The sequence below is a fragment of the Rhizobium sp. K33 genome (genome assembly GCF_056501445.1).
Genome location: NZ_CP096478.1, coordinates 935,390 through 960,717, shown reverse-complemented (window position 1 = coordinate 960,717; position 25,328 = coordinate 935,390). Strand labels below are relative to the sequence as shown.

The 25,328-nt window shown below is 62.8% G+C and carries 28 protein-coding genes; 21 read left to right on the top strand and 7 right to left on the bottom strand.

Annotation, left to right across the window (positions count from 1 at the left end):
* Positions 1–2 precede the first annotated feature (2 nt).
* The 7 genes from M1E12_RS04765 to rarD all read left to right on the top strand — a co-directional run bounded on the left by M1E12_RS04765 (position 3) and on the right by rarD (position 5,896).
* On the top strand, positions 3–368 hold the full coding sequence (locus M1E12_RS04765) for an endonuclease domain-containing protein (RefSeq protein ID WP_479563922.1): 366 nt from the start codon (positions 3–5) through the stop codon (positions 366–368).
* 223 nt (positions 369–591) lie between these two features.
* Positions 592–1,074 carry a GFA family protein gene (locus M1E12_RS04760; RefSeq protein ID WP_479563921.1) on the top strand — a complete coding sequence of 161 codons (483 nt, stop codon included), beginning with the start codon at positions 592–594 and terminating at the stop codon, positions 1,072–1,074.
* Between the two features lie 126 nt (positions 1,075–1,200).
* The gene (locus tag M1E12_RS04755; RefSeq protein ID WP_479563920.1) at positions 1,201–1,668 is read left to right on the top strand and encodes a GFA family protein; all 468 of its coding nucleotides are present in this window, start codon (positions 1,201–1,203) and stop codon (positions 1,666–1,668) included.
* Positions 1,665–2,153 carry a GFA family protein gene (locus M1E12_RS04750; RefSeq protein WP_479563919.1) on the top strand — a complete coding sequence of 163 codons (489 nt, stop codon included), beginning with the start codon at positions 1,665–1,667 and terminating at the stop codon, positions 2,151–2,153. Before M1E12_RS04755 ends, M1E12_RS04750 begins: the two co-directional genes overlap by 4 nt.
* 1 nt (position 2,154) lies before the next feature.
* A complete protein-coding gene (gene pip / locus M1E12_RS04745) occupies positions 2,155–3,114 on the top strand; it encodes a prolyl aminopeptidase (RefSeq protein ID WP_479563918.1) in 960 nt (319 codons plus the stop codon).
* 154 nt (positions 3,115–3,268) lie between these two features.
* Positions 3,269–4,885, top strand: coding sequence for a citramalate synthase (gene cimA, locus M1E12_RS04740; protein ID WP_479563917.1), 1,617 nt, complete (start codon positions 3,269–3,271; stop codon positions 4,883–4,885).
* Positions 4,886–4,999: 114 nt separating this feature from the next.
* Positions 5,000–5,896 carry an EamA family transporter RarD gene (gene rarD, locus M1E12_RS04735; protein ID WP_113459241.1) on the top strand — a complete coding sequence of 299 codons (897 nt, stop codon included), beginning with the start codon at positions 5,000–5,002 and terminating at the stop codon, positions 5,894–5,896.
* Between the two features lie 6 nt (positions 5,897–5,902).
* On the opposite strand, the gene M1E12_RS04730 is transcribed toward rarD, so the two are convergent.
* Positions 5,903–6,523, bottom strand: coding sequence for an LOG family protein (locus M1E12_RS04730; protein WP_113459240.1), 621 nt, complete (start codon positions 6,521–6,523; stop codon positions 5,903–5,905).
* 157 nt (positions 6,524–6,680) lie between these two features.
* Between M1E12_RS04730 and M1E12_RS04725 the strand changes: the two genes are divergently transcribed.
* Positions 6,681–8,765: a LysM peptidoglycan-binding domain-containing protein gene (locus M1E12_RS04725; protein ID WP_479563916.1), complete on the top strand. Its 2,085-nt coding sequence runs from the start codon at positions 6,681–6,683 to the stop codon at positions 8,763–8,765.
* A gap of 114 nt (positions 8,766–8,879) precedes the next feature.
* Positions 8,880–10,769 (top strand): ABCB family ABC transporter ATP-binding protein/permease, encoded by a 1,890-nt coding sequence (locus M1E12_RS04720; RefSeq protein ID WP_479563915.1) that lies wholly within the window; start codon positions 8,880–8,882, stop codon positions 10,767–10,769.
* Positions 10,770–10,806: 37 nt separating this feature from the next.
* On the opposite strand, the gene M1E12_RS04715 is transcribed toward M1E12_RS04720, so the two are convergent.
* Complete coding sequence (locus tag M1E12_RS04715; RefSeq protein ID WP_479563914.1) at positions 10,807–12,090, bottom strand: sensor domain-containing diguanylate cyclase; 1,284 nt, start codon at positions 12,088–12,090, stop codon at positions 10,807–10,809.
* A gap of 226 nt (positions 12,091–12,316) precedes the next feature.
* Here M1E12_RS04715 and M1E12_RS04710 point away from each other — a divergent pair, with 226 nt between their 5' ends.
* The 3 genes from M1E12_RS04710 to M1E12_RS04700 all read left to right on the top strand — a co-directional run bounded on the left by M1E12_RS04710 (position 12,317) and on the right by M1E12_RS04700 (position 14,238).
* Positions 12,317–13,036, top strand: coding sequence for a phosphatidylserine decarboxylase (locus M1E12_RS04710; protein ID WP_281281702.1), 720 nt, complete (start codon positions 12,317–12,319; stop codon positions 13,034–13,036).
* A gap of 11 nt (positions 13,037–13,047) precedes the next feature.
* Positions 13,048–13,908, top strand: a complete 861-nt coding sequence (locus M1E12_RS04705) for a CDP-alcohol phosphatidyltransferase family protein (RefSeq protein WP_310237605.1) — start codon at positions 13,048–13,050, stop codon at positions 13,906–13,908.
* A 192-nt stretch (positions 13,909–14,100) separates the two neighbouring features.
* On the top strand, positions 14,101–14,238 hold the full coding sequence (locus M1E12_RS04700; protein WP_167494900.1) for a hypothetical protein: 138 nt from the start codon (positions 14,101–14,103) through the stop codon (positions 14,236–14,238).
* A gap of 10 nt (positions 14,239–14,248) precedes the next feature.
* Here the strand turns inward: M1E12_RS04700 and M1E12_RS04695 are convergent, their stop codons facing one another.
* Positions 14,249–15,013 (bottom strand): SOS response-associated peptidase, encoded by a 765-nt coding sequence (locus M1E12_RS04695; protein ID WP_479563913.1) that lies wholly within the window; start codon positions 15,011–15,013, stop codon positions 14,249–14,251.
* Positions 15,014–15,145: 132 nt separating this feature from the next.
* Here M1E12_RS04695 and M1E12_RS04690 point away from each other — a divergent pair, with 132 nt between their 5' ends.
* From M1E12_RS04690 to M1E12_RS04650, 9 genes are all read left to right on the top strand, one after another.
* Positions 15,146–15,571 (top strand): NUDIX hydrolase, encoded by a 426-nt coding sequence (locus M1E12_RS04690; RefSeq protein ID WP_479563912.1) that lies wholly within the window; start codon positions 15,146–15,148, stop codon positions 15,569–15,571.
* Complete coding sequence (locus M1E12_RS04685; protein ID WP_246035007.1) at positions 15,568–15,996, top strand: TIGR02301 family protein; 429 nt, start codon at positions 15,568–15,570, stop codon at positions 15,994–15,996. The genes M1E12_RS04690 and M1E12_RS04685 overlap by 4 nt, the downstream gene beginning before the upstream one ends.
* A 94-nt stretch (positions 15,997–16,090) precedes the next feature.
* Entirely contained in the window at positions 16,091–16,348 is a 258-nt protein-coding gene (locus M1E12_RS04680) for a hypothetical protein (protein ID WP_102021450.1), read from the top strand.
* 23 nt (positions 16,349–16,371) lie between these two features.
* A complete protein-coding gene (locus M1E12_RS04675; protein ID WP_479563911.1) occupies positions 16,372–17,109 on the top strand; it encodes a hypothetical protein in 738 nt (245 codons plus the stop codon).
* Positions 17,110–17,202: 93 nt separating this feature from the next.
* Positions 17,203–18,036 carry a CAF17-like 4Fe-4S cluster assembly/insertion protein YgfZ gene (ygfZ, locus tag M1E12_RS04670; protein ID WP_479563910.1) on the top strand — a complete coding sequence of 278 codons (834 nt, stop codon included), beginning with the start codon at positions 17,203–17,205 and terminating at the stop codon, positions 18,034–18,036.
* A gap of 1 nt (position 18,037) precedes the next feature.
* Positions 18,038–18,670, top strand: coding sequence for a YfbR-like 5'-deoxynucleotidase (locus M1E12_RS04665; RefSeq protein ID WP_113459230.1), 633 nt, complete (start codon positions 18,038–18,040; stop codon positions 18,668–18,670).
* Positions 18,667–19,203 (top strand): tyrosine phosphatase family protein, encoded by a 537-nt coding sequence (locus M1E12_RS04660; RefSeq protein ID WP_136538732.1) that lies wholly within the window; start codon positions 18,667–18,669, stop codon positions 19,201–19,203. Before M1E12_RS04665 ends, M1E12_RS04660 begins: the two co-directional genes overlap by 4 nt.
* Positions 19,200–20,159 (top strand): NUDIX hydrolase, encoded by a 960-nt coding sequence (locus M1E12_RS04655; protein WP_136538730.1) that lies wholly within the window; start codon positions 19,200–19,202, stop codon positions 20,157–20,159. The genes M1E12_RS04660 and M1E12_RS04655 overlap by 4 nt, the downstream gene beginning before the upstream one ends.
* Before the next feature lie 60 nt (positions 20,160–20,219).
* A complete protein-coding gene (locus tag M1E12_RS04650) occupies positions 20,220–21,110 on the top strand; it encodes a mechanosensitive ion channel family protein (protein WP_136538728.1) in 891 nt (296 codons plus the stop codon).
* A gap of 60 nt (positions 21,111–21,170) precedes the next feature.
* Here the strand turns inward: M1E12_RS04650 and M1E12_RS04645 are convergent, their stop codons facing one another.
* The 4 genes from M1E12_RS04645 to nadA form a co-directional block, all read right to left on the bottom strand.
* Positions 21,171–21,458, bottom strand: coding sequence for a hypothetical protein (locus tag M1E12_RS04645; protein WP_479563909.1), 288 nt, complete (start codon positions 21,456–21,458; stop codon positions 21,171–21,173).
* A 241-nt stretch (positions 21,459–21,699) separates the two neighbouring features.
* On the bottom strand, positions 21,700–22,605 hold the full coding sequence (gene nadC, locus M1E12_RS04640; protein WP_479563908.1) for a carboxylating nicotinate-nucleotide diphosphorylase: 906 nt from the start codon (positions 22,603–22,605) through the stop codon (positions 21,700–21,702).
* Between the two features lie 13 nt (positions 22,606–22,618).
* Entirely contained in the window at positions 22,619–24,211 is a 1,593-nt protein-coding gene (locus M1E12_RS04635; RefSeq protein ID WP_479563907.1) for an L-aspartate oxidase, read from the bottom strand.
* Positions 24,212–24,237: 26 nt separating this feature from the next.
* A complete protein-coding gene (gene nadA / locus M1E12_RS04630) occupies positions 24,238–25,308 on the bottom strand; it encodes a quinolinate synthase NadA (protein ID WP_479563906.1) in 1,071 nt (356 codons plus the stop codon).
* Positions 25,309–25,328: the final 20 nt, after the last annotated feature.

The following is a 25,328-nucleotide window of genomic DNA, read 5'->3' as shown; positions in this document are numbered from 1 at the left end:
TCATGCCGCATGCACCCGTTCCACCGCAACGGCGCGCCCATGCGAAGCGCATGCGCCAGGAGATGACGGATGCGGAGCGGAAGCTTTGGGGATGCCTGCGCGCCCATCGCCTGATGGGACTTGGTTTTAGAAGACAGGTGCCAATCGCCGGCTTTATTGTCGACTTTGCGTGCCCCGATCATAAACTTGTTGTCGTAGTGGATGGTTCTCAGCACGGGAACGATGATGACATTTCATATGATGCGGCCCGCACGCGGCGGCTGGAGCAAGACGGCTGGACCGTGCTGCGCTTCTGGAACGACGATGTGCTGCGGGATATCGACAATGTCTGCCAGCATATCGTGATCGTTGCGGGCAAGGGGGCGTGATGATGGCAGTATCGGCTGCGGTGCGGTTTACCCCCCTCTGTCACTTCGTGACATCTCCCCCACAAGGGGGGAGAGTGGGGACGCACGCGCTGCGGCAATCAAACTCTCAGATGTTTGACGTCATGGGCAACGCCAGCGGGGTCCCACTCTCCCCCCCTGTGGGGGAGATGCCCGGCAGGGCAGAGGGGGGTAGCCGCACCCACCATCCAAGGAGGCCAACCCCATGACCTCCGCCCTCACCCACACCGGCGGCTGCCAGTGCGGCGCCGTGCGGTTCCGCATGGAAGGCCAGCCGAAAGACGTTTCCGTCTGCCATTGCCGGATGTGCCAGAAGGCCTTCGGGGCTTACTATGCGCCGCTCGTTGCCGTCGGCGATGCCGCGGTCAGCTGGACACGCGGGGCGCCGAAGCGTTTTGCCTCGTCGAACTTCGTGAAACGCGGCTTCTGCGGCGATTGCGGCACGCCGCTCAGCTATGAAGCACCGGACGGGCTGTCGCTCGCTGCGGGCGCCTTCGATGATCCGTCCCAGCTGCCGCCGACCATCCAGTTCGGGGTGGAATGCAAATTCGCCTTTGTCGACGCCATCCCAACTCTGCCAGAGCGCGCGACGCTTGATGATCTTGAGGATGCGCCTTTCCTCACCGAGGTCGTGTCCTACCAGCATCCGGACCGGGACACGGAGCAGTGGCCGGAGGCGAAGTCGTGACGCAGCCGAACCCCAATACCAAGATGCCGAAATGGCTGCTTTACGGGCTGATCGCCAAGGGCTTGCTGATTGCCGTTGTCATCATCGGCGTGACGATTTTCATGACGATACGATGAGGAATAAGAGATGAGCGAGATCCATAGCGGTGGCTGCCAGTGTGGCGCGGTCCGGTTCCAGGCGTCGAAGCTTGGGCGCCCATCGATCTGCCATTGCCGGATGTGCCAGAAGCAGTTCGGTTCCTTCTTCGGCGCCTTCGTCACCGCCGACCAGGCGCATCTGACCTGGACGCGCGGGCAGCCGATGCTCTTCCGCTCCTCGGCCAAGGTGAAGCGCGGCTTCTGCGGCAAGTGCGGTACGCCGCTGACCTATCAGCATCCGAACGGCGTGGAACTCGCCATCGGCGCCTTCGACCATCCGGAGCATTTCGAGCCGCAAATCCAGGTCAACCATCACCAGCGCCTGCCCTGGATCGATCAGCTGTTCGAGAAGCCCGCCTTTACCACTCCGGCCATGGAAGAATTCTTCGCTTCGGTCGAGAGCTTCCAGCACCCGGACCACGACACGGCCCAGTGGCCGCCGGAGGATGATCAATGACCCGTCAGGTGCATTCGGGCGGCTGCCAGTGCGGCGCGATCCGCTACAAGATCGCGGGCGAGCTCGGCTATCCGCATATCTGTCACTGCCGCATGTGCCAGAAGGCGAGCGGCAACTTCTTCATAGCGCTCGCAGGCTCCCGTCAGGAGGATTTTCTCCTTATGCGCGGCGAGCCGGGCTGGTTTCAGTCGTCGGACCCGTGCGGGCGCGGCTTCTGCAAGGACTGCGGCACGCCGCTCTTCTTCCGCACCAAGGGTTCGCCCTATATCAGCGTGACGATCGGCAGCCTCGACAAGCCGGAGCTCGCCGAACCCGTCTCGCAGGACGGCGTGGAAAGCCGCGTCAGCTATTTCGACAAGCTCTTTTCTCTTCCCCAAAACCCGACGGACCGGTCGGACCTCCCCGAGGGAAATGCCGGGATAGCCGCTACCTCGCGGCAGCATCCCGATCACGATACGGTGGCCTGGCCACCGAAAAGGACATGACATGACGACTGAATTGCGCGGCTTCTACCCCGAAATCGAACCCTTCGAGACGGGCATGCTCGATGTCGGCGACGGGCACGAGATCTATTGGGAGCGCTTCGGCGCCAAAGGCGCCAAGCCCGCCGTCTTCCTGCATGGCGGCCCGGGCGGTGCCACCAGCCCGTCGCATCGCCGCCTCTTCGATCCGGCACTTTATGACGTGATCCTGTTCGACCAGCGCGGTTGTGGCAAATCCACGCCGCACGCCTCGATCGAGGCCAACACCACCTGGCATCTGGTCGCTGATATCGAGCGGCTGCGAGAACTGATGGGCGTCGAGACATGGCTCGTCTTCGGCGGCTCCTGGGGCTCGACGCTGGCGCTCGCCTATGCCGAGACGCATCCCGAGCGGGTGTCCGAACTCGTGCTGCGCGGCATCTACACGCTGACCAAGGCCGAACTCGACTGGTATTACCAGTTCGGCGTCTCCGAGATGTTCCCGGACAAGTGGGAGCGCTTTTGCGCACCGATCCCGGAAAACGAACGCCACGAAATGATGGCGGCCTATCGCCGCCGTCTGACCGGCACCGACCGCGAGGAGCAGCTGCGCTGTGCGGTGGCCTGGAGTTCCTGGGAAGGCGAGACCATCACGCTCCTGCCGAACCCTGACTATTCCGACCACTTCTATGATCCGGAATTCGCGCTCGCCTTTGCCCGCATCGAAAACCACTTCTTCGTCCATGCCGGCTGGCTCGAGGAAGGTCAGCTGTTGCGCGATGCCTACAAGCTGAAGGATATCCCGGGCGTGATCATCCATGGCCGCTACGACATGCCCTGCCCGGCGAAGTATGCTTGGGCTTTGCACAAGGCCTGGCCGAAGGCAGATTTCCATCTGATCGAGGGGGCGGGCCACGCCTATCTCGAGCCTGGCATTCTCGACCAGCTGATCCGCGCCACGGATCGGTTTGCGGGGAAGAGTTGAATATGAGAATTGCCCCTCACCCTACCCTCTCCCCGCAGGCGGGGAGAGGGAGGAACGCTTGGCAGGCGGCGAGGCCTTCTCCCCGCTTGCGGGGAGAAGGTGCCCGAAGGGCGGATGAGGGGCTGACATCACCGAGTTGCCTGAGGACAACAGCATGACACGCGACAAGATCACCCTGTTCGATACGACGCTCCGCGACGGCCAGCAGACGCCGGGGATTGATTTTTCGGTCGAGGACAAGATCGCCATTGCGGCCATGCTGGACGAATTCGGCATCGACTTCATCGAAGGCGGCTATCCCGGGGCGAACCCGACGGACACAACGTTCTTTTCTAGGAAGCGGACGAAACAGGCCGGTTTCGTCGCCTTCGGCATGACCAAGCGCGCGGGAGTCTCCGCCTCCAACGATCCGGGGCTGACCCAGCTTCTGCAGGCCAAGGCGGATGCGATCTGCCTGGTGGCCAAAAGCTGGGATTATCACGTGAAGGTGGCGCTCGGCTGCACCAACGAGGAAAACCTCGAAAGCATCCGCGACAGCGTCAAGGCCGTGGTGGCTGCCGGCAAGCTGTCCATGGTCGATTGCGAGCACTTCTTCGACGGCTACAAGGCCAACCCGGACTATGCCATCGCCTGCGCCAGGCAAGCCTACGACGCCGGCGCGCGCTGGGTGGTGCTCTGCGACACCAATGGCGGCACACAGCCGCCGGAGATCCGCGAGATCGTCTCGGCCGTCATCGCCTCTGGTATCCCCGGCTCCTCGCTCGGCATCCACGCCCATAACGATACCGGCCAGGCGGTCGCCAATTCGCTCGCCGCCGTCGAAGCCGGCGTGCGGCAGATCCAGGGGACGCTGAACGGGATCGGCGAACGCTGTGGCAATGCCGATCTCGTCACGATCATCCCGACGCTCTGTCTGAAGGAGACGTATTCGTCCCGCTTCGAGACCTCGATCGACCGGGAAAAGCTCGTCGGCCTCACCCGCCTGTCGCGCGCTTTCGATGAGTTGCTCAACCGATCTCCAAACCACCAGTCGCCTTATGTCGGCGGCTCGGCCTTTGCCACCAAGGCCGGCATCCATGCCTCGGCGCTTCTGAAAGATCCGAAGACCTACGAGCATGTCGAGCCGGAAAGTGTGGGCAATTTCCGCAAGGTCATGGTTTCCGACCAGGGCGGCAAGGCGAATTTTTTGAACGAGTTGAAGCGCCGCGGCATCACGGTCGCCAAGGACGATCCGAAGCTCGACACGCTGATCTCGGTCGTCAAGGAGCGCGAAGCCTCGGGCTATGCCTATGAAGGCGCGGATGCGAGCTTCGAACTGCTCGCGCTGAAGACGCTCGGCACCGTGCCGGACTTCTTCGCGGTGGAAAGTTTCCGCGTGATGGTCGAGCGCCGCTTCGACAGCCATGGCAAACTGAAGACTGTCTCGGAAGCGGTCGTAAAGGTGCTCGTCGATGGCGAGATGGTGATGTCGGTGGCGGAAGGCGATGGACCGGTCAACGCGCTCGACATCGCGCTGCGCAAGGACCTCGGCAAGTACCAGTCGGAGATCCTCGATCTCGAACTGGCCGATTATAAGGTCCGTATCCTCAATGGCGGTACGGAAGCCATCACCCGCGTCCTGATCGAATCCACGGACGCATCGGGCGCGCGCTGGTGGACGGTCGGCGTTTCCGAAAACATTATCGACGCGTCCTTCCAGGCCCTGATGGACAGTATCGTCTACAAGCTGATGAAGAACCGGCAGCTGGCAGGCAAGATCGCGGCGGAGTGAGAACGACGCGCCAATGATCGGTCTGCCTGAACGATGCTTCACAGAAATGAATTGGCGCCTGCAACCCTTGAGGCGTAATTCCGTTTCCAAGCATAACAAAAGTCAGGAAACACCATGGCCGACGTCACCGCTCCCGCGGAGAACCGGGACAGCCTGAACGGCTTCCTCTTCGCGCTCTCTGCCTATCTCCTGTGGGGCTTCCTGCCGCTCTACATGAAGGCGCTGGCGCATATCTCGCCGGCCGAGGTGATCGCGCATCGCATTCTCTGGTCGGTGCCGGTCGCGGGCCTGCTGCTGATCATCCTTAAGCGCACCGACGAATTGAAGAAGGCCATGCGCAATCCGCGCATGCTCGGCATGGCAGCCGTCACCGCGACTCTGATCAGCGTCAACTGGGGTATCTATGTCTGGGCCATTGGTGCGGGCCATGCGCTCGACACGGCACTCGGCTATTTCATCAATCCGCTGTTCTCGATCCTGCTCGGTGCGGTGCTCCTCAAGGAGAAGCTGAAGCGGACGCAGATCGCAGCACTTGCGCTCGTCGTCGTCGCGGTGGTCATCCTTACCGTCGAGGCCGGGCGCCTGCCCGTGGTGGCGCTTGCACTGACCTTCTCCTGGGGCTTCTACGCCTTCTTCCGCAAGACGCTGCCGATCGGGCCGAACCAGGGCTTTCTCCTGGAGGTCCTACTGCTGACCCCCTTCGCCTTCGCCTATCTTGTTTATCTCAACCTGCAGGGCGGCGGTCATTTCCTGATGGGCAACACGACCGATACGATCCTGCTTGCATCCGCCGGCCTTGTGACCGCGGTGCCACTGATCCTCTATGCCAACGGCGCCAAGCTGCTCCGGCTGTCGACGATCGGCATCATGCAGTATATCGCGCCGTCGATGATCTTCATCACCGCCGTCTTCGTCTTTCACGAGCCCTTCAGCACGGCCAAGGCCATCGCATTTCCGCTGATCTGGGCAGCGCTCGTCATCTACACGCTGCCGATGCTTCGGCAGCGCTGATTACGCTCAAAGCTTGGAAATGGTCGCCGGGTCACCTTCGGGCGCTCCGGTCTCGGCCCAACGCGCCTGGATGGCCGGCACGATGTCCTCGATCCGGTCGATGACCAGCGGGCGCACGAGATGCGCCGTGTGGATGAAGCCGGAGGCCGACATGTGGTCGACGAGTTCCAGCATCGGCTTCCAGAAGTCGTTTACATTGGCAAAGACCATCGGCTTGGCATGACGGCCGAGCTGGCCCCAGGTCATGATCTCGACGATCTCTTCCAGCGTGCCGATGCCGCCGGGTAAGGTGACGAAGGCATCCGAGCGCTCGAACATCGCATGCTTGCGCTCATGCATGTCCTTGGTGATGATCAGTTCGTTCAACTGGCCGAGCGAATGGCGCGTCGCTTCCATGTCGACCAGGAATTCGGGTATGATGCCCGTGACGTGACCGCCGGCAGACAGAACGCCTGAGGCAACCGCCCCCATGATGCCTTTGGTGCCGCCGCCATAGACCAGGCGGAGGTTGTTTTCGGCCAGCGCACGGCCGAAGGCACGGCCCGCTTCCATGAAGGCGGGATCGCGTCCGGGCTGGGAGCCGCAATAGACGCAGACGGATCGAATCGGGGTTTTCTGTTCGCTCATGCGAGGCAAAAAACAGTCTGTGCTCACTAAGGTCAACAAAATTGGCTGAAAACCCTTCTGCAGCAGGGTGGATTGATCCATCGCCGCTTGTCGATTCATCGGGTTGACGCTAGCAATTCCAAGGGAATGGCGGCTTTTCCGCCGGGAGACTTGTGAAATGAAGAACCGTGCCCTGTGGGTGGTCCTGATCGTCCTTGCCATCGTCAGCCTGCTGATGGTCTTTGTCATCATGCCGCGGCTCAATCCGCCGACGGGCGATCTGCCGACCGTGAACGCCGCGGCGGACGCCGCAAAGTCTGCAGCCGATGAGGCCAAGGCCACGGCCGAGGAAGCCGTTGCCGATGTTGCAGCCGCAGCGGCCGAGAAGATGGATCGCCTCAAGGGTGAAGCCGTGAAGGCCGTGGACGGGATTTCCGCGCTGTTCGCCGATGGCCGCACGCCGAGCATCGAAGCCTATACGGCGGCAAAGACGCTTGCCCAGGGCGCGCTGCAGGCTCTCTCCACAATCGAAATCCCCGAAGGCCTGGAAGCCACGGTCATGGATCGCATCAAGGCGGTTCAGGCCGATGCGGCCCGGGCACTCGCCATGGTGCAGGACCTGCCCTCCGATCCGGCCAAGGCCGCCAGCATGATCGCCGCCATCAAGGACGCGCTGCTCGGCAATCCGGTCGCCCCGGCACCGGTCGCGGAAGCCCCGACGGATGTCGCGCCACGCTTCGACATTCTCCGCGTCGAGCCCGACGGGTCGACCGTGATTGCCGGCAACGCCGTTCCGGGTGCCAAGGTCGAGATCCTCAATGGCGGCGACGTCATTTCCTCGCAGACTGTCGACGGCACCGGGGATTTCGCCGCCGTGCTCGACGAACCGCTTGCGCCGGGCGATCATTCGCTCCAGATCCGCGCCACTGCGCCGGATGGCAAGGTCGTGACCTCGGAAGAAGTCGCAACGATCTCCGTTCCGGAAAGCGGCAAGGGCGAGCTTCTCGCGATGGTCTCCAAGCCCGGCGAAGCCAGCCGCATGATCACCCTTCCAGGTACCGCCGACGCCGACGCCGGCGCCTCGCAGGCTGCAGGAACTGCGAATGCGGATGCGGCGACAGCGCAAACGTCGGAGCCGGCAGCCGCCGGCGGTGCGGTGATGCCGGATCTGCCGGCTGCCTCGAACGAAATCGCCAATTCGGCACCGATCATGCCGGGCAGCGCCGAGACGGCGGCCGTACCCGCCGGCGCATCGTCGAGCGACGCCCCGGCATCGCTTCCCGGCGCCACCGAGGTGCAGGTGACTGCCGTCGAAATCGAGGGTGACCGCATTTTCGTCGCGGGCAAGGCGCCCGCCGGCGCAACCGTGCGCGGCTTTGCCGACAAGGCAGCGATCGGTGAAGCCAAGAGCGATCCGAGCGGCAATTTCGTCATCGAAGGCGAGATGAAGCTCGAGGTAGGCAATCACATCATCGAGGTCGAACTGCTCGACGCGACCGGCAAGGTCGTCGTGCGTGCCTCCGTTCCGTTCGAGCGCCCGGCCGGCGAGCAGGTCTCCGTCGTCGCTCAGACGGCGCCGGCATCTGCTGCGGCTGCAAGCCCGGAAGAGGCTGATTTCGAACGGCTGCGGATCGCCCTCACCAAGGCGATGACGATCCTCGAAAACCTCTATGCCAATGGCCAGAAGCCGGCACTTGAGCAGGCGGCCGCCGCCCGTTCGGCGACCGAGATCGGCCTGCAGTCGATCGCAGGTTTCCGTCCGGGGGCAAACGGCGATCCGGCCTTTGCATCGGCCATCGAATCCCATGCCGCCAAGGCGAAGGAAGCGCTGGCGCTGCTGCAGTCGGTTCCGAACGGCAATGTCGACGCCCTCGGCGCTACGCTGCCGAAGCTTGTGGCATTGATCCGTGATCTCCTGAACGAGCCGACGCCGGCAGCAATTGCGGCCACAACGACCCAGGATGCGGCAGCTCCGGCCGCGCCGGCTGAAACGGCTTCCGCCGAGCCGAAGACGATCCAGCAGGCGCCGCTTGCCCAGAGTGACAGCAGCGTGATCATCCGCCGTGGCGACACGCTCTGGCAGATCTCGCGCCGCGTCTACGGCCAGGGTGTGCGCTACACCACGATCTATCTCGCCAACGAGAACCAGATCAACAATCCGGACCGAATCGAGCCCGGCCAGATCTTTACGGTTCCGCGCGATGCCCTGCCGAATGCGGAGGAAATCCACCGCAAGCGTCTGCGCGGCGAGGCGGTGAACTGAGCTTTCACAGATCCGTTATTGTATTCGCGCAAGCGAGAACCTAATTGAATGACGGCGGCGATCCTCCCAAGGGATCGCCGCTTTTTGATCTGCATACACGAGAGAGGGTCGGGGATGGCTGAGGCACAGAAGAAGACGGTATCGGCCGACGACGGCAATCCGATGCAGACCCTGGTAAACCTCTGGCCCTATATGTGGCCGGCGGATCGCTTCGACCTCAAGATGCGGGTCGTCTGGGCGACGATCTTCCTGATCATCTCGAAATTCGTCCTGATCCTCGTGCCCTATTTCTTCAAATGGGCCACAGATGCGCTCGACGGCCGCCTGGATATGGCAGGCCTGCTGCCGACCTTCCTTCTCGGTGCCGTCGCACTCGTGATCTTCTACAACGTCACCCGAATTGCCCAGGTTGGCCTGAACCAGCTGCGCGACGCGCTGTTTGCGAGCGTCGGCCAGCACGCGGTGCGCCAGCTTGCCTACAAGACATTCGTGCACATGCACCAGCTGTCGCTGCGCTTCCACCTGGAGCGCAAGACCGGTGGTCTGTCGCGCATCATCGAGCGCGGGACAAAGGGCATCGAAACGATCGTGCGCTTCACGATCCTCAACTCCGTGCCGACCCTGATCGAATTCCTGCTGACGGCCGCAATCTTCTGGTGGACCTACGGCTTCTCCTATCTCGGCGTTACCGCCTTCACGGTCTGGGCCTATATCTGGTTCACGATCCGCGCCTCCGACTGGCGCATCGGCATCCGTCGCGCGATGAACGACAGCGACACGGATGCCAATACCAAGGCGATCGACTCGCTCCTCAACTTCGAGACCGTCAAATATTTCGGCAACGAGGAGATGGAGGCCAAGCGCTTCGACGCCTCCATGGCACGTTACGAAAAGTCGGCGACGCAGGTCTGGACATCGCTCGGCTGGCTGAACTTCGGCCAGGGCCTGATCTTCGGCATCGGCACCGCGATCATCATGGTGATGTCGGCGCTTGCCGTTCAGCGCGGCGAACAGACGATCGGCGACTTCGTCTTCGTCAATGCCATGCTAATGCAGCTGTCGATCCCGCTCAACTTCATCGGCTTCGTTTACCGCGAAATCCGCCAGGGCCTGACCGATATCGAACAGATGTTCGATCTGCTCGAGGTGCAGGCCGAGGTTGTCGACTGTCCCGGCGCGAAGCCGCTTGCCATTGCGCAGGGCGCAATCGCGTTCAAGGACGTCCATTTCCACTACGATCCGGATCGCCCGATCCTGAAGGGCGTGTCTTTCGAAGTTCCGGCCGGCAAGACGGTCGCCGTGGTCGGTCCGTCGGGGGCGGGCAAGTCGACGATTTCCCGCCTGCTCTACCGCTTCTACGACGTGCAGCAGGGCTCCATCACCATTGACGGTCAGGATGTCCGGGACGTCACGCAGAAGTCCCTGCGCGCTGCGATCGGCATGGTGCCGCAGGACACCGTGCTGTTCAACGACACCATCGCCTACAACATCCGTTATGGCCGACCCGGCGCTTCCGATGCCGAAATCCAGCAGGCGGCCGAGGTCGCGCAGATCTCGCATTTCATCAAGGATCTGCCGGAAGGCTTTGACACCAAGGTCGGCGAACGCGGATTGAAGCTCTCCGGCGGTGAAAAGCAGCGCGTCGCGATTGCCCGGACCGTGCTCAAGGCACCGCCGATCTTGATCTTGGACGAGGCGACCTCGGCGCTGGACACGACGACTGAACACGAAATCCAGTCTGCCCTCGATATTGTCTCCAAGAACCGCACGACGCTCGTCATTGCCCACCGTCTCTCGACGGTCGTCAGTGCCGACGAGATCATCGTCTTGAAGGGCGGCGAGATCGCCGAGCGAGGCAGCCATACCGAACTCTTGGCGCAGAACGGGCTCTATGCCTCAATGTGGAACCGCCAGCGGGAGGCCACGCAGGCCGAAGAGATGCTGCGGCAGGTGCGCGAAAGCGACGAACTGGGCGTGGTCGTTCGCCGTCCGCCGGCCAACTGATCCTCAGATCTATTGAGAGTGACCGGCGCTCTGCCGGTCACGGTGCGAGGCAGAGGCGGTTTCTGCCGTCACGCTTCGCACGGTAGAGCGCAAGATCGGCGCGGCGCAGCGCCTGATCCACCGTCTCCTGTTCTGGATCGAACGCGGCGAGACCGATACTGATCGTGCCAGCAGCACCGGCAACGGTCGTCACTTGGCAGTATCGGGCAACGTCACCGCGCATCTGCTCGAGGATCTCCGCGGCGCGTTCGGCATTTTCGCCGGCGAAGAAGGCAAAGAACTCTTCGCCGCCCGCGCGTGCGACCACGACACCCTGGTCTTCATGGCTCCGTAGGGTATCGACGATCGAGCAGAGGGTGAGGTCCCCCTCCCCGTGGCCCAGCTCATCATTGATCGACTTGAAGTGGTCGATGTCGATGACGGCAACGGCGAAGGCTGAACCGCCGTCCGGACGGTGTTCGATCGCCGAGGCGGCGACCTCGAAGAACTTGCGCCGGTTATACGCGTTGGTCAGCGGATCGCGCTCGGCCGCTGCGGTCAGGCGCGCTTCCAGCTCCTTGCGCTCGGTGATGTCGATCATGACGCCGGCAATGCCGCGCAAATGTCCGTCCGCCGACTCGATCGACGCCTTGTGCAGCATGACGTGGCGCATGCCCGTCTCCGGCACGCAGACATCCGTCTCGACCCGGAGCACGCCACCCTTGCGCATCACTTCAAGATCGGATTCCCGATGGGCATCCGCGACCTCCTGCGGCAGGAAATCCGCGAGCGTCTGGCCGATCACGCCACTGCGGGTCGTGCCGACGAACTGGCTGAACGCGGTGTTGCAGCCGAGATAGCGTCCGTCGACGTCCTTCAGGTAGATCGGCGTCGGCAGGTGGTCGAGCCCGTCCTGCCAGCGATCGAGCTGTTCCTGCAGATCGTCCAGCCGCCGTTCCTGCTGTTGCAGCAGCGTCAGGTGACGCTTGGCGCGCAGGAGGCAACGAAGCAGATGCTCCGGCCCGTCCTGCAGCAGGATGTCATCCACGCCTGTATCGAAGAGTTCGGACTGGAACGCTGCGCCTGCACCTTCCGTCGCCGCCACCAGGTAAAGGGCCGGACCATAGGCCTGCCGGAGACGGGTAACCTCCCTGCTCGCCCCTCTGTCGGCGCAATCCAGGAAGCATACGGAGGTATAATGCAGGTCCCGATAATCGGTGATGCGGGCCGGTTTCAGCGATCCGATGCCGGCTGGTGGAGGCGCGCCGGTCGGCGAATACCAGGAGAGGGTCACAAGCGGTGACTTATCCGGAAACTGTTCGATTTTCCTGGCGAGCTGCAACAGTCAGTCCTTGCCCGAGCTGGCATTCTGGCAGTGCCGGCCCGGATCTCTTATGATTTTCACTACCCCTTTTTTAGGGTGCAGTTATTTACGAAATCTCGCCGAGGTCTCAACAAGTCGATCCTTTTTTGGGCTAGCGATGGTTTGTCACAGGTTCTTTAAGCTGCCTTGATTTGACCGTCGGCATTGCCCATCTGCGGCTTTCAGAGTAGTCACGGGCGACACAATTCAAAAGACCGAGGACCCAATGGACCTGTTCGAAACCATCCGCAAGACGATCGTTCCCGTGCACAAGGAAGGTTATCCCTTTGTCGCGGCCTTCTTCGTTGCGTCGCTGGTGCTCGGCTGGATCTGGGATCCGCTGTTCTGGATCGGCCTCATCCTCACCCTGTGGTGCGCCTATTTCTTCCGTGATCCCGAGCGCGTGACGCCGCAGGACGATGATCTGGTGATCAGCCCGGCCGATGGCCGCGTCTCGTCGGTGCAGATGTCCGTTCCCCCGGAAGAACTCAATCTCGGTCACGAGCCGATGCTGCGCATCACCATCTTCATGAATGTCTTCAACTGCCATGTGAACCGTGCACCGGTACGCGGCCGGGTGACGACGATCGCCTACAAGGAAGGCCAGTTCCTCAATGCCGAGCTCGACAAGGCCTCGACCGACAACGAACGCAATGGCCTTGTGATCGAAAGCAAGCATGGCCAGGTGGGCGTGGTTCAGATCGCGGGCCTCGTTGCCCGCCGCATCATCTGCTGGACCAATCCCAACGAGCCGCTCGATGCCGGTGAACGCTTCGGCCTCATCCGCTTCGGTTCGCGCCTCGACGTCTTCCTGCCGGCGGGTGCCGAACCGCGCGTCTCGCTTGGCCAGACCGCCATTGCCGGCGAGACCGTGATTGCCGAGTTCGGCTCGGCCAAGGGTCCGGTGATCAGCCGCCGCAGCTGAGGAGGTTTCCGATGGACGATCAGACGCCTTCGAACGACGTGCGAACCGCAGGCGCCGCAGATGGCGGGGCTCGCGGGCCCCGGCTGCGGGAAATACCGCTGCGGCTGATCATTCCGAACCTGATCACCGTGCTCGCGATCTGCGCAGGCCTGACGGGCATTCGTCTCGCCTTCGAGAACCGTTATGAGCTGGCCGTTGCCATGGTGCTCGCGGCCGCCTTCCTCGACGGCATCGATGGTCGCATCGCGCGGATGATGAAGGCGACCTCGAAGTTCGGCGCACAGATGGATTCGCTTGCCGACATCATCAATTTCGGCGTCGCCCCTGCCCTCGTCCTTTATGTCTTCGTGCTCGACCAGGCCCGTTCGCTGGGCTGGATTGCGGCCTTGATCTACGCGATCGCCGCCGGTCTCAGGCTTGCGCGCTTCAACGTCATGGACGAACGCGAGACCAAGGCACCCTGGCAGTCGGAATTCTTTGTTGGCGTTCCTGCACCCGCGGGTGCTGCACTCGTCCTGCTGCCTGTCTATCTCGGTTTCCTCGGCGTGGCGCCTGTCGGCATCTTCGCCTATGCGAGCACCGCCTATACGATTGTCATCGCCTACCTGCTCGTCAGCCGCCTGCCGGTCTGGTCCGGCAAGTCGGAGACGAGCCATGTGCGCCGGGATCTGGTGCTGCCGATGATTCTCGGCGTCGTGCTTTACGTCGCACTGCTGATGAGCTTCACCTGGGAAGTGCTTGTCGTGACCGTGCTGCTTTATCTCTGCTCCCTGCCCTTCGGCGCACGCAACTGGCATCGCCGCTACGGGACGCTGACCATCGGCGAAGAATCAGCCGAAAAGGGACTTTCGGAGATGGATCGCGGCGTTTGAGCCGATTTATCTCCAAGATTTCGCAGTTTTGAGCCCCGCCAGACCCGAAAGCCTGCGCGGGGCTCTCCATTTCTACTCTTTTTCTTCAAATTTGATTTGAGTCACAGCCTCGGTCACGCTTTTGTCATGATCTCCGCAGAGAGAGCCGCGAACAAAAACACCGGTCAGGAAACACTCCCGAGGAACATGACGATGACGACGCAGACTGAAGCCGAGCAGCAGAAGCCGGCAAACGAGAACCTGGATTCCAAGTACCGCCCGCTCGGCCTCAAGGCCGTGCTGGCCGCAGCCCTGATGCTGAAGCCGAAGCCGGCTGCCAAGGTGGCCTGAGAGCCCCGATCTAGAAGAGATTCATCTGCCCGTCGTCAGCCTTGTCTGCGGCGGGTTTTTGCTTTCTGGGCTGCGGGGTCACGGGGACCTGCAACTCAGGGCCGACATTGGCGACCTTGTTGACAAGATCGGAAACCGGGATCGCCTCGAAGTAATCTTCATCGGCCTGCCGCATCAGGTCGACGATATCGCGGGGCTCGCCCTGGCGGCAGTCCAGCCAGCGGCTGAAATCCTGCGGCTCGATCACGACCGGCATCCGGTCATGGATCTTGCCGATCGTGTTGTTGGCACCGACGGTCAGGATGCAGCCGGTATCGAGCTCGGAGCCATCCTTCGACATGTAGGTTTCCATCAGGCCGCCGAAGCAGACGATGCCGCCCTTCTTCGGGCGGATCCAGTAAGCTTGAAGCTTCTCGCCACTTTCTTTCGGCGGCCGGTGCCATTCGTAGAAACCGGATGCGGGCACGAGAATGCGCCTGTGGCGCATGGCTGCGCGAAACGACGCTTTCTCGATCGCCGTCTCGGAGCGGGCATTGATCAGGAGGGTGAATTCCTTTGGATCCTTGACCCAGGAGGGAATGAGGCCCCAGCGGACGAGCACGGCCATGCGGTCCGGCCGGTTGGAGCCGGGATCGGCGGGTGGTGACGCGACGGCCACCAGAATCGGCTGCGTCGGCGCGATGTTGTAGCGCGGCGGAAAGCCTTCGAGCTCCATCACGTTCAGGAGCTCGGCAACCTCTTCCGGGCTGGCAGTCAGGGCAAAACGTCCACACATCCCCCACAGATGGCAGTCCGCCTGTCACCGGTCAAGGTGACGGGCTGCTTGCAGGCTCGCGCAAAGCCCGCGATAATCCCGATGCGCTGCTTCGCCGAAGCGGGGCCGTCTTCGACCGGAGTTCTTCTTTCCATGAGCATGCCCCGCCTCGCCTCTTCCGCCATCGTTGAACGGGCCGGGCGCTTTCTCCTCGTTCGCCGTGGCAATCCGCCGGCTGCCGATCTCTATGCCTTTCCCGGCGGCCGCTCCGAACCGGGTGAAACGCCGGAAGAAACGGCGCTGCGGGAGCTCTTCGAGGAGACGGGGCTGGTCGGGCGCAATCCGCGCCTGTTCGAAACGGTGGAGCTTCTGCCAGAGGCGGGCGTCAGCGGCAGCCATTTCATGCTTTCCGTTTTTCAGGTGGATGCGGATGAGACGGCACCGGCCATCGCCCAGAGCGATGCATTGGAGGCCGGGTGGTTCCTGCCCGAAGAAATTCTCCATCTTCCGACGCCTGAAAGCGTCCTGGCCTGCGTGATGCGCCTCACGCCCGGCCTTTGCGCAGGAGGTGCCGCATGACCGGGATCAGGATGATCAGCGGCGCGGCCGCACTGCTTGCCGTTTCCATGCTCCATCAGCCGGCCCGCGCACAGGAGAGCAACGTGATCACGCTCCCGCCGCCGGTGGAGACGGAGAAGGCAACGCCTTACGACGACCGCCTCGCGCGTCTCTCGGAGATCATCGGCGCCGTGCATTATCTGCGCAATCTCTGCAGCGCCGATGGCGAACCGGAATGGCGCCAGTCGCTGCAGGCGCTGCTGGATGCGGAAACGAGGACGGAGCCGAAGCGCCGCGCGCGCCTGACAGCCGCCTACAACCGGGGCTATCGGTCCTTCGCCTCAGTCTATACCTCTTGCACAGCGGCCGCAGTTCGTGCAGAGCAGAATTACCGTAACGAAGGCGCAACACTCGCCACAGAAATTACCGCACGTTTCGGAAATTAACGATTAATTCACCTCTTTTGGTCTGCCCCCGTGTCGTTTTGGCAAAAGGCTGATAGGGTCGTTAAGGACTGAGTAAGTGCTTCGAGGAATGCCCATGGAACCGCGCCGCAACGAAATCGACGACATGATCGTTCATGAAAAGATGCAGGCTGCGCTGGAATACCAGAACGAAGCCTGGGCCGACGGCATGGCAGACGGCATCGAGCCCGAGATCATCGCGGATGCTGCCTTCGCGCTTGCCATGCGCGAGACCATCCGCATTCATGGCGAACACGGTGCCGAGGCGATCCTCGACGCACTGAAGACCCGGCTGCTCGCCGGCGAATTCTCGCCCGAGCGCCAGCTCCAGTAAGTTACAAATCGAGGAACAGAACGATGATCTCGTCGCGGGTCAGGCTGTTTCGCTTGACGAGCGCGCTGACGCTCATGCTTGCTTCTACGGCACCGACGCTGCCGGCCCTTGCCCTGTCCGACATCAAGGACATCACGCCGCCTGCAGCTGACACGTCATCTGACGAGGCCCAGCCTCTGGCGAGCGACGAAGAGGACGTCATCGAAGATTCGATCCCCGTCATTCCGGATCCGGATCCGCTCATCAAGCGGGACGAACCGGAGGCGGTGGAGACCGTCGAGCCGCCCGAACCGGCGGCGAAAGTCATTTACGACGTCGAGAAGGCACCAGAACCGGTTCGCCGTATGCGGCAGCTGATCATCGGTGCCGCCACGACCGGCGACATCTCGAAGCTCCGACCGCTGATGAACCCGGGTCCCGACCAGACCGTGGTGCCGCTGCAGACGCCCGATCAGGATCCCATCGAGGCACTGAAGGCGATCTCCGGTGACAGCGACGGGATCGAGGTTTTGGCAATTCTTCTCGATATCTTTTCGACGGGGTTCGTCCAGCTCGACAAGGGAACGGCCGACGAGGCCTATGTCTGGCCCTATTTCGCCGGAAAGTCGCTCGCGCTGCTGACACCACAGGAGAAGGTCGAACTGCTGCGCATAGTCACCGCAGGCGACGTCGCGGAGATGCAGGAATACGGCAACTACAATTTCTTCCGCGTTGGCATTACGCCGGACGGCCGCTGGAAATTCCTGAACGTCGGCGACTGATCGCCATCCTATCTGTGGGCTGTGATCCGGGCTTCTTGTCGTCTAGACTGGCAGCGCCTAACTCAATGGCAAAGCAACAGTCCGGTGATCTCCATGCCTTCAGCCTTCCTGCCCGATCGCGCCTTTGTCCGAATCACGGGGGCGGATGCGGAACACTTCCTGCAGAACCTCATCACCACCGATCTCGGTGGGTTCGGGGCAGAGGAAGCACGGCCCGGCGCGCTGCTGACACCGCAGGGCAAGATCCTGTTCGACTTCCTCATCTCGCGGGACGGTGACGGCTTCCGGATCGACATCAGAGCAGACCAGCTGGAAGCCTTCGTCAAGCGCATGACCATGTACAAGCTCAGGGCAGCCGTGACGATCGAGACGCTGCCGGAGACGGGTGCAACGGTGACCTGGGGTGAAGCCGGTGACGGCGTGGCGGACCATCGGTTCGCACTGGCCGGCACCGAGGTTCGCCGCAAGCCTGGTCAGCATGGCGAAGCCGTTGGACGCGATGGCTATGATGCGCTGCGCATCCTGCATGGCGTTCCCGAATCGGGTGCCGACTACGCGCTGCAGGATGCCTTTCCGCATGACGTCCTGTTCGACAAATCCGGAGGCGTCTCCTTCCGCAAGGGCTGCTATGTCGGACAGGAGGTGGTGTCGCGCATGCAGCACCGCTCGACGGCGCGACGACGCGCGGTCATCGTCTCGGCGGACGCGTCCCTTCCTGTTGCGGGGACCGATCTGACCATCGGCGGCAAGACGATCGGCACGCTCGGCACCGTCGCTGGCGAACGGGCGCTTGCCATCATCCGCATCGACAAGGCCGGTGAGGCCATGGCGGCCAGGGAGCCTATCCTTGCAGGCGACGTACCCGTCACCGTTACCCTTCCGGGCTGGAGCGGGCTCACCTTCCCGTCTGCTGCGGAGGAGATCTGACATGGGCTCGGCCGTTCCTCTCCCCTCCAGCCGCGCCTGGCAGCGCATGCTCTCCGGGCGTCGGCTCGACCTGCTGGACCCCTCGCCGCTCGACGTCGAGATTACCGACATCGCCCATGGCCTCGCACGCGTGGCGCGATGGAACGGTCAGACCTCCGGCGACCACGCCTTCTCTGTGGCGCAGCACAGTCTCATCGTCGAAGACATCTTTCGTCGCTCGAATCCGAAGGCGACGGCCGACGATCTGATGGTCGCGCTGCTGCATGATGCGCCTGAATACGTGATCGGAGACATGATCTCGCCGTTCAAGGCCGTCGTCGGGGGCGGTTACAAGGTGGTGGAGAAACGGCTCGAGGCCGCGATCCATCTCCGCTTCGGCTTGCCCGCCCATCCCAAGGCCGCACTCAAGGACCTGATCAAGAAGGCCGACATGATCTCCGCCTTCTTCGAGGCGACGGTTCTTGCCGGTTTTGCCGAGGCCGAGGCACGCAAGTTCTTCGGCCAGCCCAAGGGCTTCACCCGCGATACGATCCTGATCGATCCCCTGCCCGCCTATCAGGCGCAGGCGAAGTTTCTCGAGCGTTTCGAGGAAATCGAGGCCGACCGGCAATCGACCACCTGGGCCAGAGCATGAGCCTGATCGTCGTTTCCCCGCTTTCACGCATCGCGGAAATGGCCGTCCGCCACAAGGCGCGCGAGATGATCAGCCTGCTCGCCGCCAACCAGGATTTTCACAGACCGGCGGTCATCCAGGCCGCGCGACATCTGAAGCTTTCGATGAACGACATCAGCTTCGCCGGGACCGGCGACCTGATCGCGCCGCAGGAAATGCATGTGGCCGAGATCATCACCTTCGCCCGGGCATGGGACCAGGCCTCGCCGCTGGTGGTGCATTGCTGGATGGGGGTTTCGCGCTCGCCCGCAGCTGCGATGATCGCAAGCCTTGCGGTCGCACCGGATGACGATGAAGATGCCCTGGCGCGGCGGCTGCGCGAAGCCTCGCCCTTTGCCACGCCGAACATGCGTTTGGTCGAGATCGGCGATGCCCTGCTGGGGCGCGGTGGACGGTTCGTCAAGGCAGTGAAGGCCATCGGACGCGGTGCGGATGCCGACGGCAACACGCCCTTCACCCTGCCCTTGCCGTTCCGCGAGCCTGCTCTCCCATGACGGCACCGGCGGAGATCGAGATCGGCCTCAACGCCGCGATCGTCGCGATCAGCGCTCGCACCCCTCGCCTGCTGGTGGTCGGAGAGGACGGCGAGAGGCTCGATTCCCTGCCCTTCGGTCCCTTCGATCCCAACCGGCACCGGACGATGGAAATGTCGCTGCGGCATACCGTCGAGGCGCAGACGGCGCTGGAGCTCGGCTATATCGAGCAACTCTACACCTTCGGGGATCGCGGCCGTCACAAGATGCCCGGCGATCAGGGTCCGCATGTCGTGTCCGTCGGCTATCTCGCCTTGACCCGGCTCGACATCGACCGGGACGCACGCCTTGAACTTTCCGGCGCTCAATGGCGGGACTGGTATGGCTATCTGCCTTGGGAAGATTGGCGGCAGGGACGGCCGGTCGTGCTCGACAGCGTCATCCTGCCAGCCCTCACAGCCTGGGCGGAAGAAGCGGCTCCGTCGTCGAGACGATCCCGGCTGAAGCTTGCCTTCGGCCTTGATGATTTCCCCTTCGATGAAGAGCGCGTGCTCGAGCGCTATGAACTGCTCTACGAGGCCGGGCTCATGGAAGAGGCCGTACAGGACGGGCGGATCGAGCAGCGTCGGGTCGGCACTTCGCTTGGACGAGCCATGCGGCACGATCACCGGCGGATTGCGGCCACGGCGCTTGCGAGGCTCAGGAGCAAGATCAAGTACCGGCCTGTCATCTTCGAACTGATGCCGCCGGAATTCACGCTCACCGATCTGCAGGGCACGGTCGAGGCGATTGCCGGGCATCATGTGCACAAGCAGAACTTCCGCCGCCTCGTGGAAGGCGCCGAACTGGTCGAGCCGACGGGCTCCACCGAAGCCGCCACGGGTGGCCGGCCGGCTGCCCTTTTCCGCTTCCGTCGCCAGGTTCTGGAGGAGCGGCCGGCACCTGGGCTGAAACTCGGTTCCCGAGCAAATGGTTGACCTCGCTATCCCCTGCACCATCTAGCCCCTTGGACAGCAACAGCCAGGGAGCATGACCGCATGGAAACACAGGCCAACGAAGCACTTCTCGCGACACAGGCGGCATTGGCTCAGGCGAGCCGGCTGGCTGTCGAGTATTCCTTCTCGATCGTCGGGGCCCTGCTTCTGCTTTTCATCGGCTGGTGGCTGTCATCGCTGCTCAGCCGCTGGACCCATGCGGGCCTTTTGCAGGTGCGAGGCATCGACGAGACGCTCGCCCGCTTCTTTGCCAATGTCGTGCGCTATGGCGCCCTCATCCTCGTCTTCGTCACCGTGCTCGGCCAGTTCGGCGTGCAGACCGCCTCAATCATCGCGGCTCTCGGTGCCGCCGGTCTTGCCATCGGTCTTGCCTTGCAGGGCACGTTGCAGAACATCGCGGCCGGCATCATGCTTCTGGTGCTGCGCCCCTTCCGGGTCGGTGAATATATCGACACCGGATCCATTTCCGGCATCATCGTCGAGATCGGTCTCTTCGCAACGGAGTTGAAGACGCCGGATGGCCTGTACCGGCTGGCGCCGAACTCGACGCTGTGGAACGTGCCGATCACCAATTTCAGCCGCCTGCCGACGCGCCGTTTCGAGCTGAAGGTCGGGATCGACTACAACGACGATATCGATCTCGCCGAAAAGATCATGCGGGAACATGCCGAGGCGGACTCACGCGTGCTGAAGGATCCTGCCATTTCGACCCATGTCGATCAGTTGGGCGACAGCGCCGTTGTCATTACGCTCTGGTATTGGACGGCTGCCTCGGACTTCTGGCCGACGTCGCGTGAGATGATCAAGAAAGTGAAGAAGTCCTTCGACGAGAACGGAATTTCCATCCCGTTCCCGCAGGTGACCTATCACGGCTCGCCGCAAGTGGTCGCACTGCCAGAGCGCTTCGTCGACGCCCGGTCGAAGGAAGCCTGAGCGACAACCGCCGCCACGGCCGAGGCTCAGGATCGCAAAGCTTAAAGAGTAGCAGGGAGATCAGCGATCGCCCTGCTGCTTTTCCGTTTTCTCGATATGTCTGTCGATGATGCGCTGCATCTCGGCCAGGACTTCAAGAACGCTGACAGTATCGTCTTCGGTCATTCCGGTGTTTGCCTCTGGAAGCACGCTTCCCGAAGCATGCGCGCTGGACAGCGGCTCGGCCAGCCGTTGCTCTGCTTGACCGACCAGCAGCTCAATTGCAGTAGAAGACGCCATGTCCGAAGCATTGTTTCGGATCACTGTGCCTGCGGTAGCGCTATCAGGCCTCACGATAGTCGTCGTCATACTTTGCCCCACACGTTACAGAGGTAACTCCGTCTGTATCCCAGCCCGCAATACAATTTGCATGCATGCTTGAGGGCTAGGAGATTCTATTTCGGGGGTCAAAAACCAGGAATCACGGGTGAGAACTAGCGAAGCATTTGCTGATATATCAGCAAGGCGTTGAAGCTTATCGCTTTTTCCGAATGGATTGGTGAGATGCGTCTGCCGCATCGCAAAATTGCACGCAAACTTTGTCGTGAATTCAGGTGAGGACGATGTCCAGCCCGATATCAAGGGTCGGCGCCGCCATGGTGATCTTGGATGTCGAGATGTAGTCGACGCCGGTTTCGCCGATGGCCCGGATCGTGTCGATGTTGACGTTGCCGGATGCCTCCAGGACAACGCGGCGGACGTCGGCGGCATAGGCCTCGGCGCTCAGACCATGATGCTCGCGGTTGATCGCGACTGCCTGACGCAAGAGATCCGGCCCCATGTTGTCGAGCAGGATCACATCAGGCCGCGCCGTCAGCGCCTCCCGCATCTGGTCGAGCCCATCGACCTCCACTTCGATCTTGACCAGATGGCCGGCATAGGCGCGAGCAGCGGTGATGGCCGATGCCACGCCGCCCGCCACCGCGATGTGGTTGTCCTTGATGAGGATCGCATCGTCGAGGCCGAATCGGTGGTTGGAGCCGCCACCGAGGCGCACGGCGTATTTCCCGACAGCTCTCAAGCCCGGCAGCGTCTTGCGGGTGCAGGTGACGCGCGCCGATGTATGGGCGATCTCGGCGGCGAAACGGGCGGTGTAGCTGGCGACGCCCGAAAGATGCATCAGGAAGTTCAGGGCCACCCGCTCGGCCGACAGGACCGACCGCGCCGGGCCTGAGACGCGGGCGATCGGCTGACCTGGCGTGACCCGATCTCCATCCGCGACCAGCGCCTCGAAGCGAACCGAGGGATCGATCAGGCGAAAGGCGCTCTCCGCCAATGGCAACCCCGCGACGACACCTGCCTCCCGACTGTTGAGGCCCGCCGTCGCGGTCTTTTCCGGACCGATCGTAGCATAGGTGGTGATATCGCCGGCTCGGCCCAGATCCTCCAGCAGAGCATTGCGGACAAGATCCTCGATCATCAGAGGCGAAAGCTGCGGGCGCAGGCTCGGGGTCATTGGCGTGTTCTCCTCATCCAGCCAGTTCAGCGGCGATGCGGTTTGCATCCTTGAGCGTCAGATAGGTACGCTGGCGCAGCGCCTCCTGCGGTCCGGGGTGATCCGCGCGCATATGGGCGCCGCGGCTTTCCGTGCGCAGATAGGCGCCGACAGCAATCAGCTTGGCGGTGGAAACGATATTGGAGAAGCGGACGCGGGGGCGCTTGCGCTCCAATTCCACCAATTCGCGGATCAGCATTTTCAGGCCCGCCTCCTCGCGGATCACGCCGGCATGGCGGCTCATCAGGGCGCGGAGATCCTTCAGTTCGGGGCTATCCTCCACGGTCACGAGGTCATCGTTTTCCCCGGCGGTCTGCGGCCATTCGTAAAGGGCCGATTCCGGCAGCATACCCTTGATCGAATCGGCAATACGCCCGGCAAAGACGACGGCTTCGAGCAGCGAGTTGGAGGCCAGACGGTTTGCGCCGTGCACGCCACTGGAGGTCACCTCGCCGGCAGCCCAGAGACCGTCGAGCGAGGTCCGGCCATCGGCATCCACGAGCACGCCGCCCATGTGGTAATGCACCGCCGGCACGACCGGGATGGCTTGCGTGACGGGATCGATGCCGGCTGCAATGCAGGAGGCGTGGACCGTCGGGAAGCGCTTGGCGAAATCCTTGCCGATCGCGCTCGTGCAATCAAGGAAGGCGCCGCGGCCTGCGGCCACTTCGGCGAAGACGCCGCGGGCGACGATATCGCGCGGGGCCAGTTCCGCATCGACATGCAGGTCGGTCATGAAGCGGTGGCCGGCGCGGTTGACGAGCACGGCACCATCGCCACGCAGGGCCTCGGTCGCAAGCGGCGCCGGATCCTGGCCGATGTCGATCGCCGTCGGATGAAACTGGACGAATTCCGGGTCGGCAATCATGGCACCGGCCTTGGCGGCCATGCCGACACCGGTCCCGCGCGCTTCCGTCGGGTTGGTGGTCACCTGATAGAGATGGCCGACGCCGCCGGAGCAGAGCACGACAGCGCGGGCCGGAAAGGCGACGCGTTTCTTCGACTGGCCGGCATCGGGCCTTGCCACGACGCCGGAGACGAAGCGGCCCTCGGCGATCAGTTCCTCGACGACATAGCCTTCCATCACTCGGATCGAGGGGGTGCGGCGCACAGCCGAGATCAGCGCCTCCATGATCGCACCACCGGCACGGTCGCCAGCGACACGCACAATGCGGCGTTCGGAATGGGCGGCCTCGCGCGACAGCAGGAGATGGCCCTCGAGATCGCGGTCGAAGGGCACGCCATAGGCGAGCAGGTCATCCACGCGGTCCGGCCCTTCGGAGATCATCAGCCGCGCCATCTTCTCCTCGACCAGCCCGGCACCGGCCACAACCGTGTCGGCCAGATGCTTGTCGAAACTGTCGCCGGGGCTCATGGCGGCGGCAATGCCGCCTTGTGCCCAAGCCGAAGACGCGCCCTGCCCGATCGGGGCGGCGGCCAGGATCGTGACGGGACGTGGTGCGAGCTTCAGCGCACAGAAGAGCCCGGCCAGGCCGCCACCGACGATGACGATATCGTCGATGCCCTGCCAGGATTGTGGCCGCATGGAGTCTAGATTGGTTGGCATTCAGCCCTCCCCGGCCGGCCGGTATGTCAGTTCTTCAGATTGATCATCCGCTCGACGGCAAGCTTGGCGCGCCCCGCGATAGTCGGATCGACCGTCACTTCCTCCGTCATGAAGAGCAGGCTGTCGAGGATCTTCGGCAGGGTGATGCGCTTCATGTGCGGACAGAGATTGCACGGCTTGACGAAATCGACATCGCGGACCTCGGCCTGGATATTGGAGGCCATCGAGCATTCGGTGACGAGCAGCACGCGGGCGGGGCGCTTGTTCTTGACGTAGTCGATCATGCCCTTGGTCGAGCCGGCAAAATCGGAGACCGCGAGCACGCTCGGATGGCATTCCGGATGGGCGACGATCTCGATGCGCGGATCGGCCTTCTTGTATTCCAGGAGTTCGTCCGCCGTGAAGCGCTCATGCACTTCGCAATGGCCCTTCCAGGTGAGGATCTTCTTTGTCGTCTGGTTGGCCACATTCATCGCCAGATATTCGTCCGGGATGCAGAGCACGGTGTCACTGTCGAAGCTGTTGACCACGTCGACGGCGTTCGCCGAGGTGCAGCAGATGTCGGTCTCGGCCTTCACGTCGGCAGACGTGTTGACATAGGTGACGACGGGCACGCCGGGATAGCGCTCGCGCAGCAGGCGGACATCGGCGCCGGTGATCGATTCCGACAGCGAGCAGCCGGCGCGACCATCGGGGATCAGCACCGTCTTTTCCGGATTGAGCAGCTTCGAGGTCTCGGCCATGAAATGCACGCCGCATTGGACGATGATTTCGGCATCGACGCTGACGGCATCGCGGGCGAGCTGCAGCGAATCGCCCTTGATGTCGGCGACGCAGTGGAAGATCTCCGGCGTCTGGTAATTGTGCGCCAGGATGACGGCGCCGCGCTCCTTCTTCAGCCGGTTGATGGCATGGATATAGGGCGCAAAGACCGGCCATTCGATCGCGGGGATGAAATCGCGCACGCGCTCGTAGAGATGCTCCGTTTCCTTGGCGACAGCAGGCGAATAGGTCAGGTCCGGACGCTCCCAGACGCCGAAACGTTCTGCGGCCGTGCGGGGCGTGCGGTTGGCGTGCGACAGGTTTCTCGCTTCCATGACCATCTCCTGCATTATTT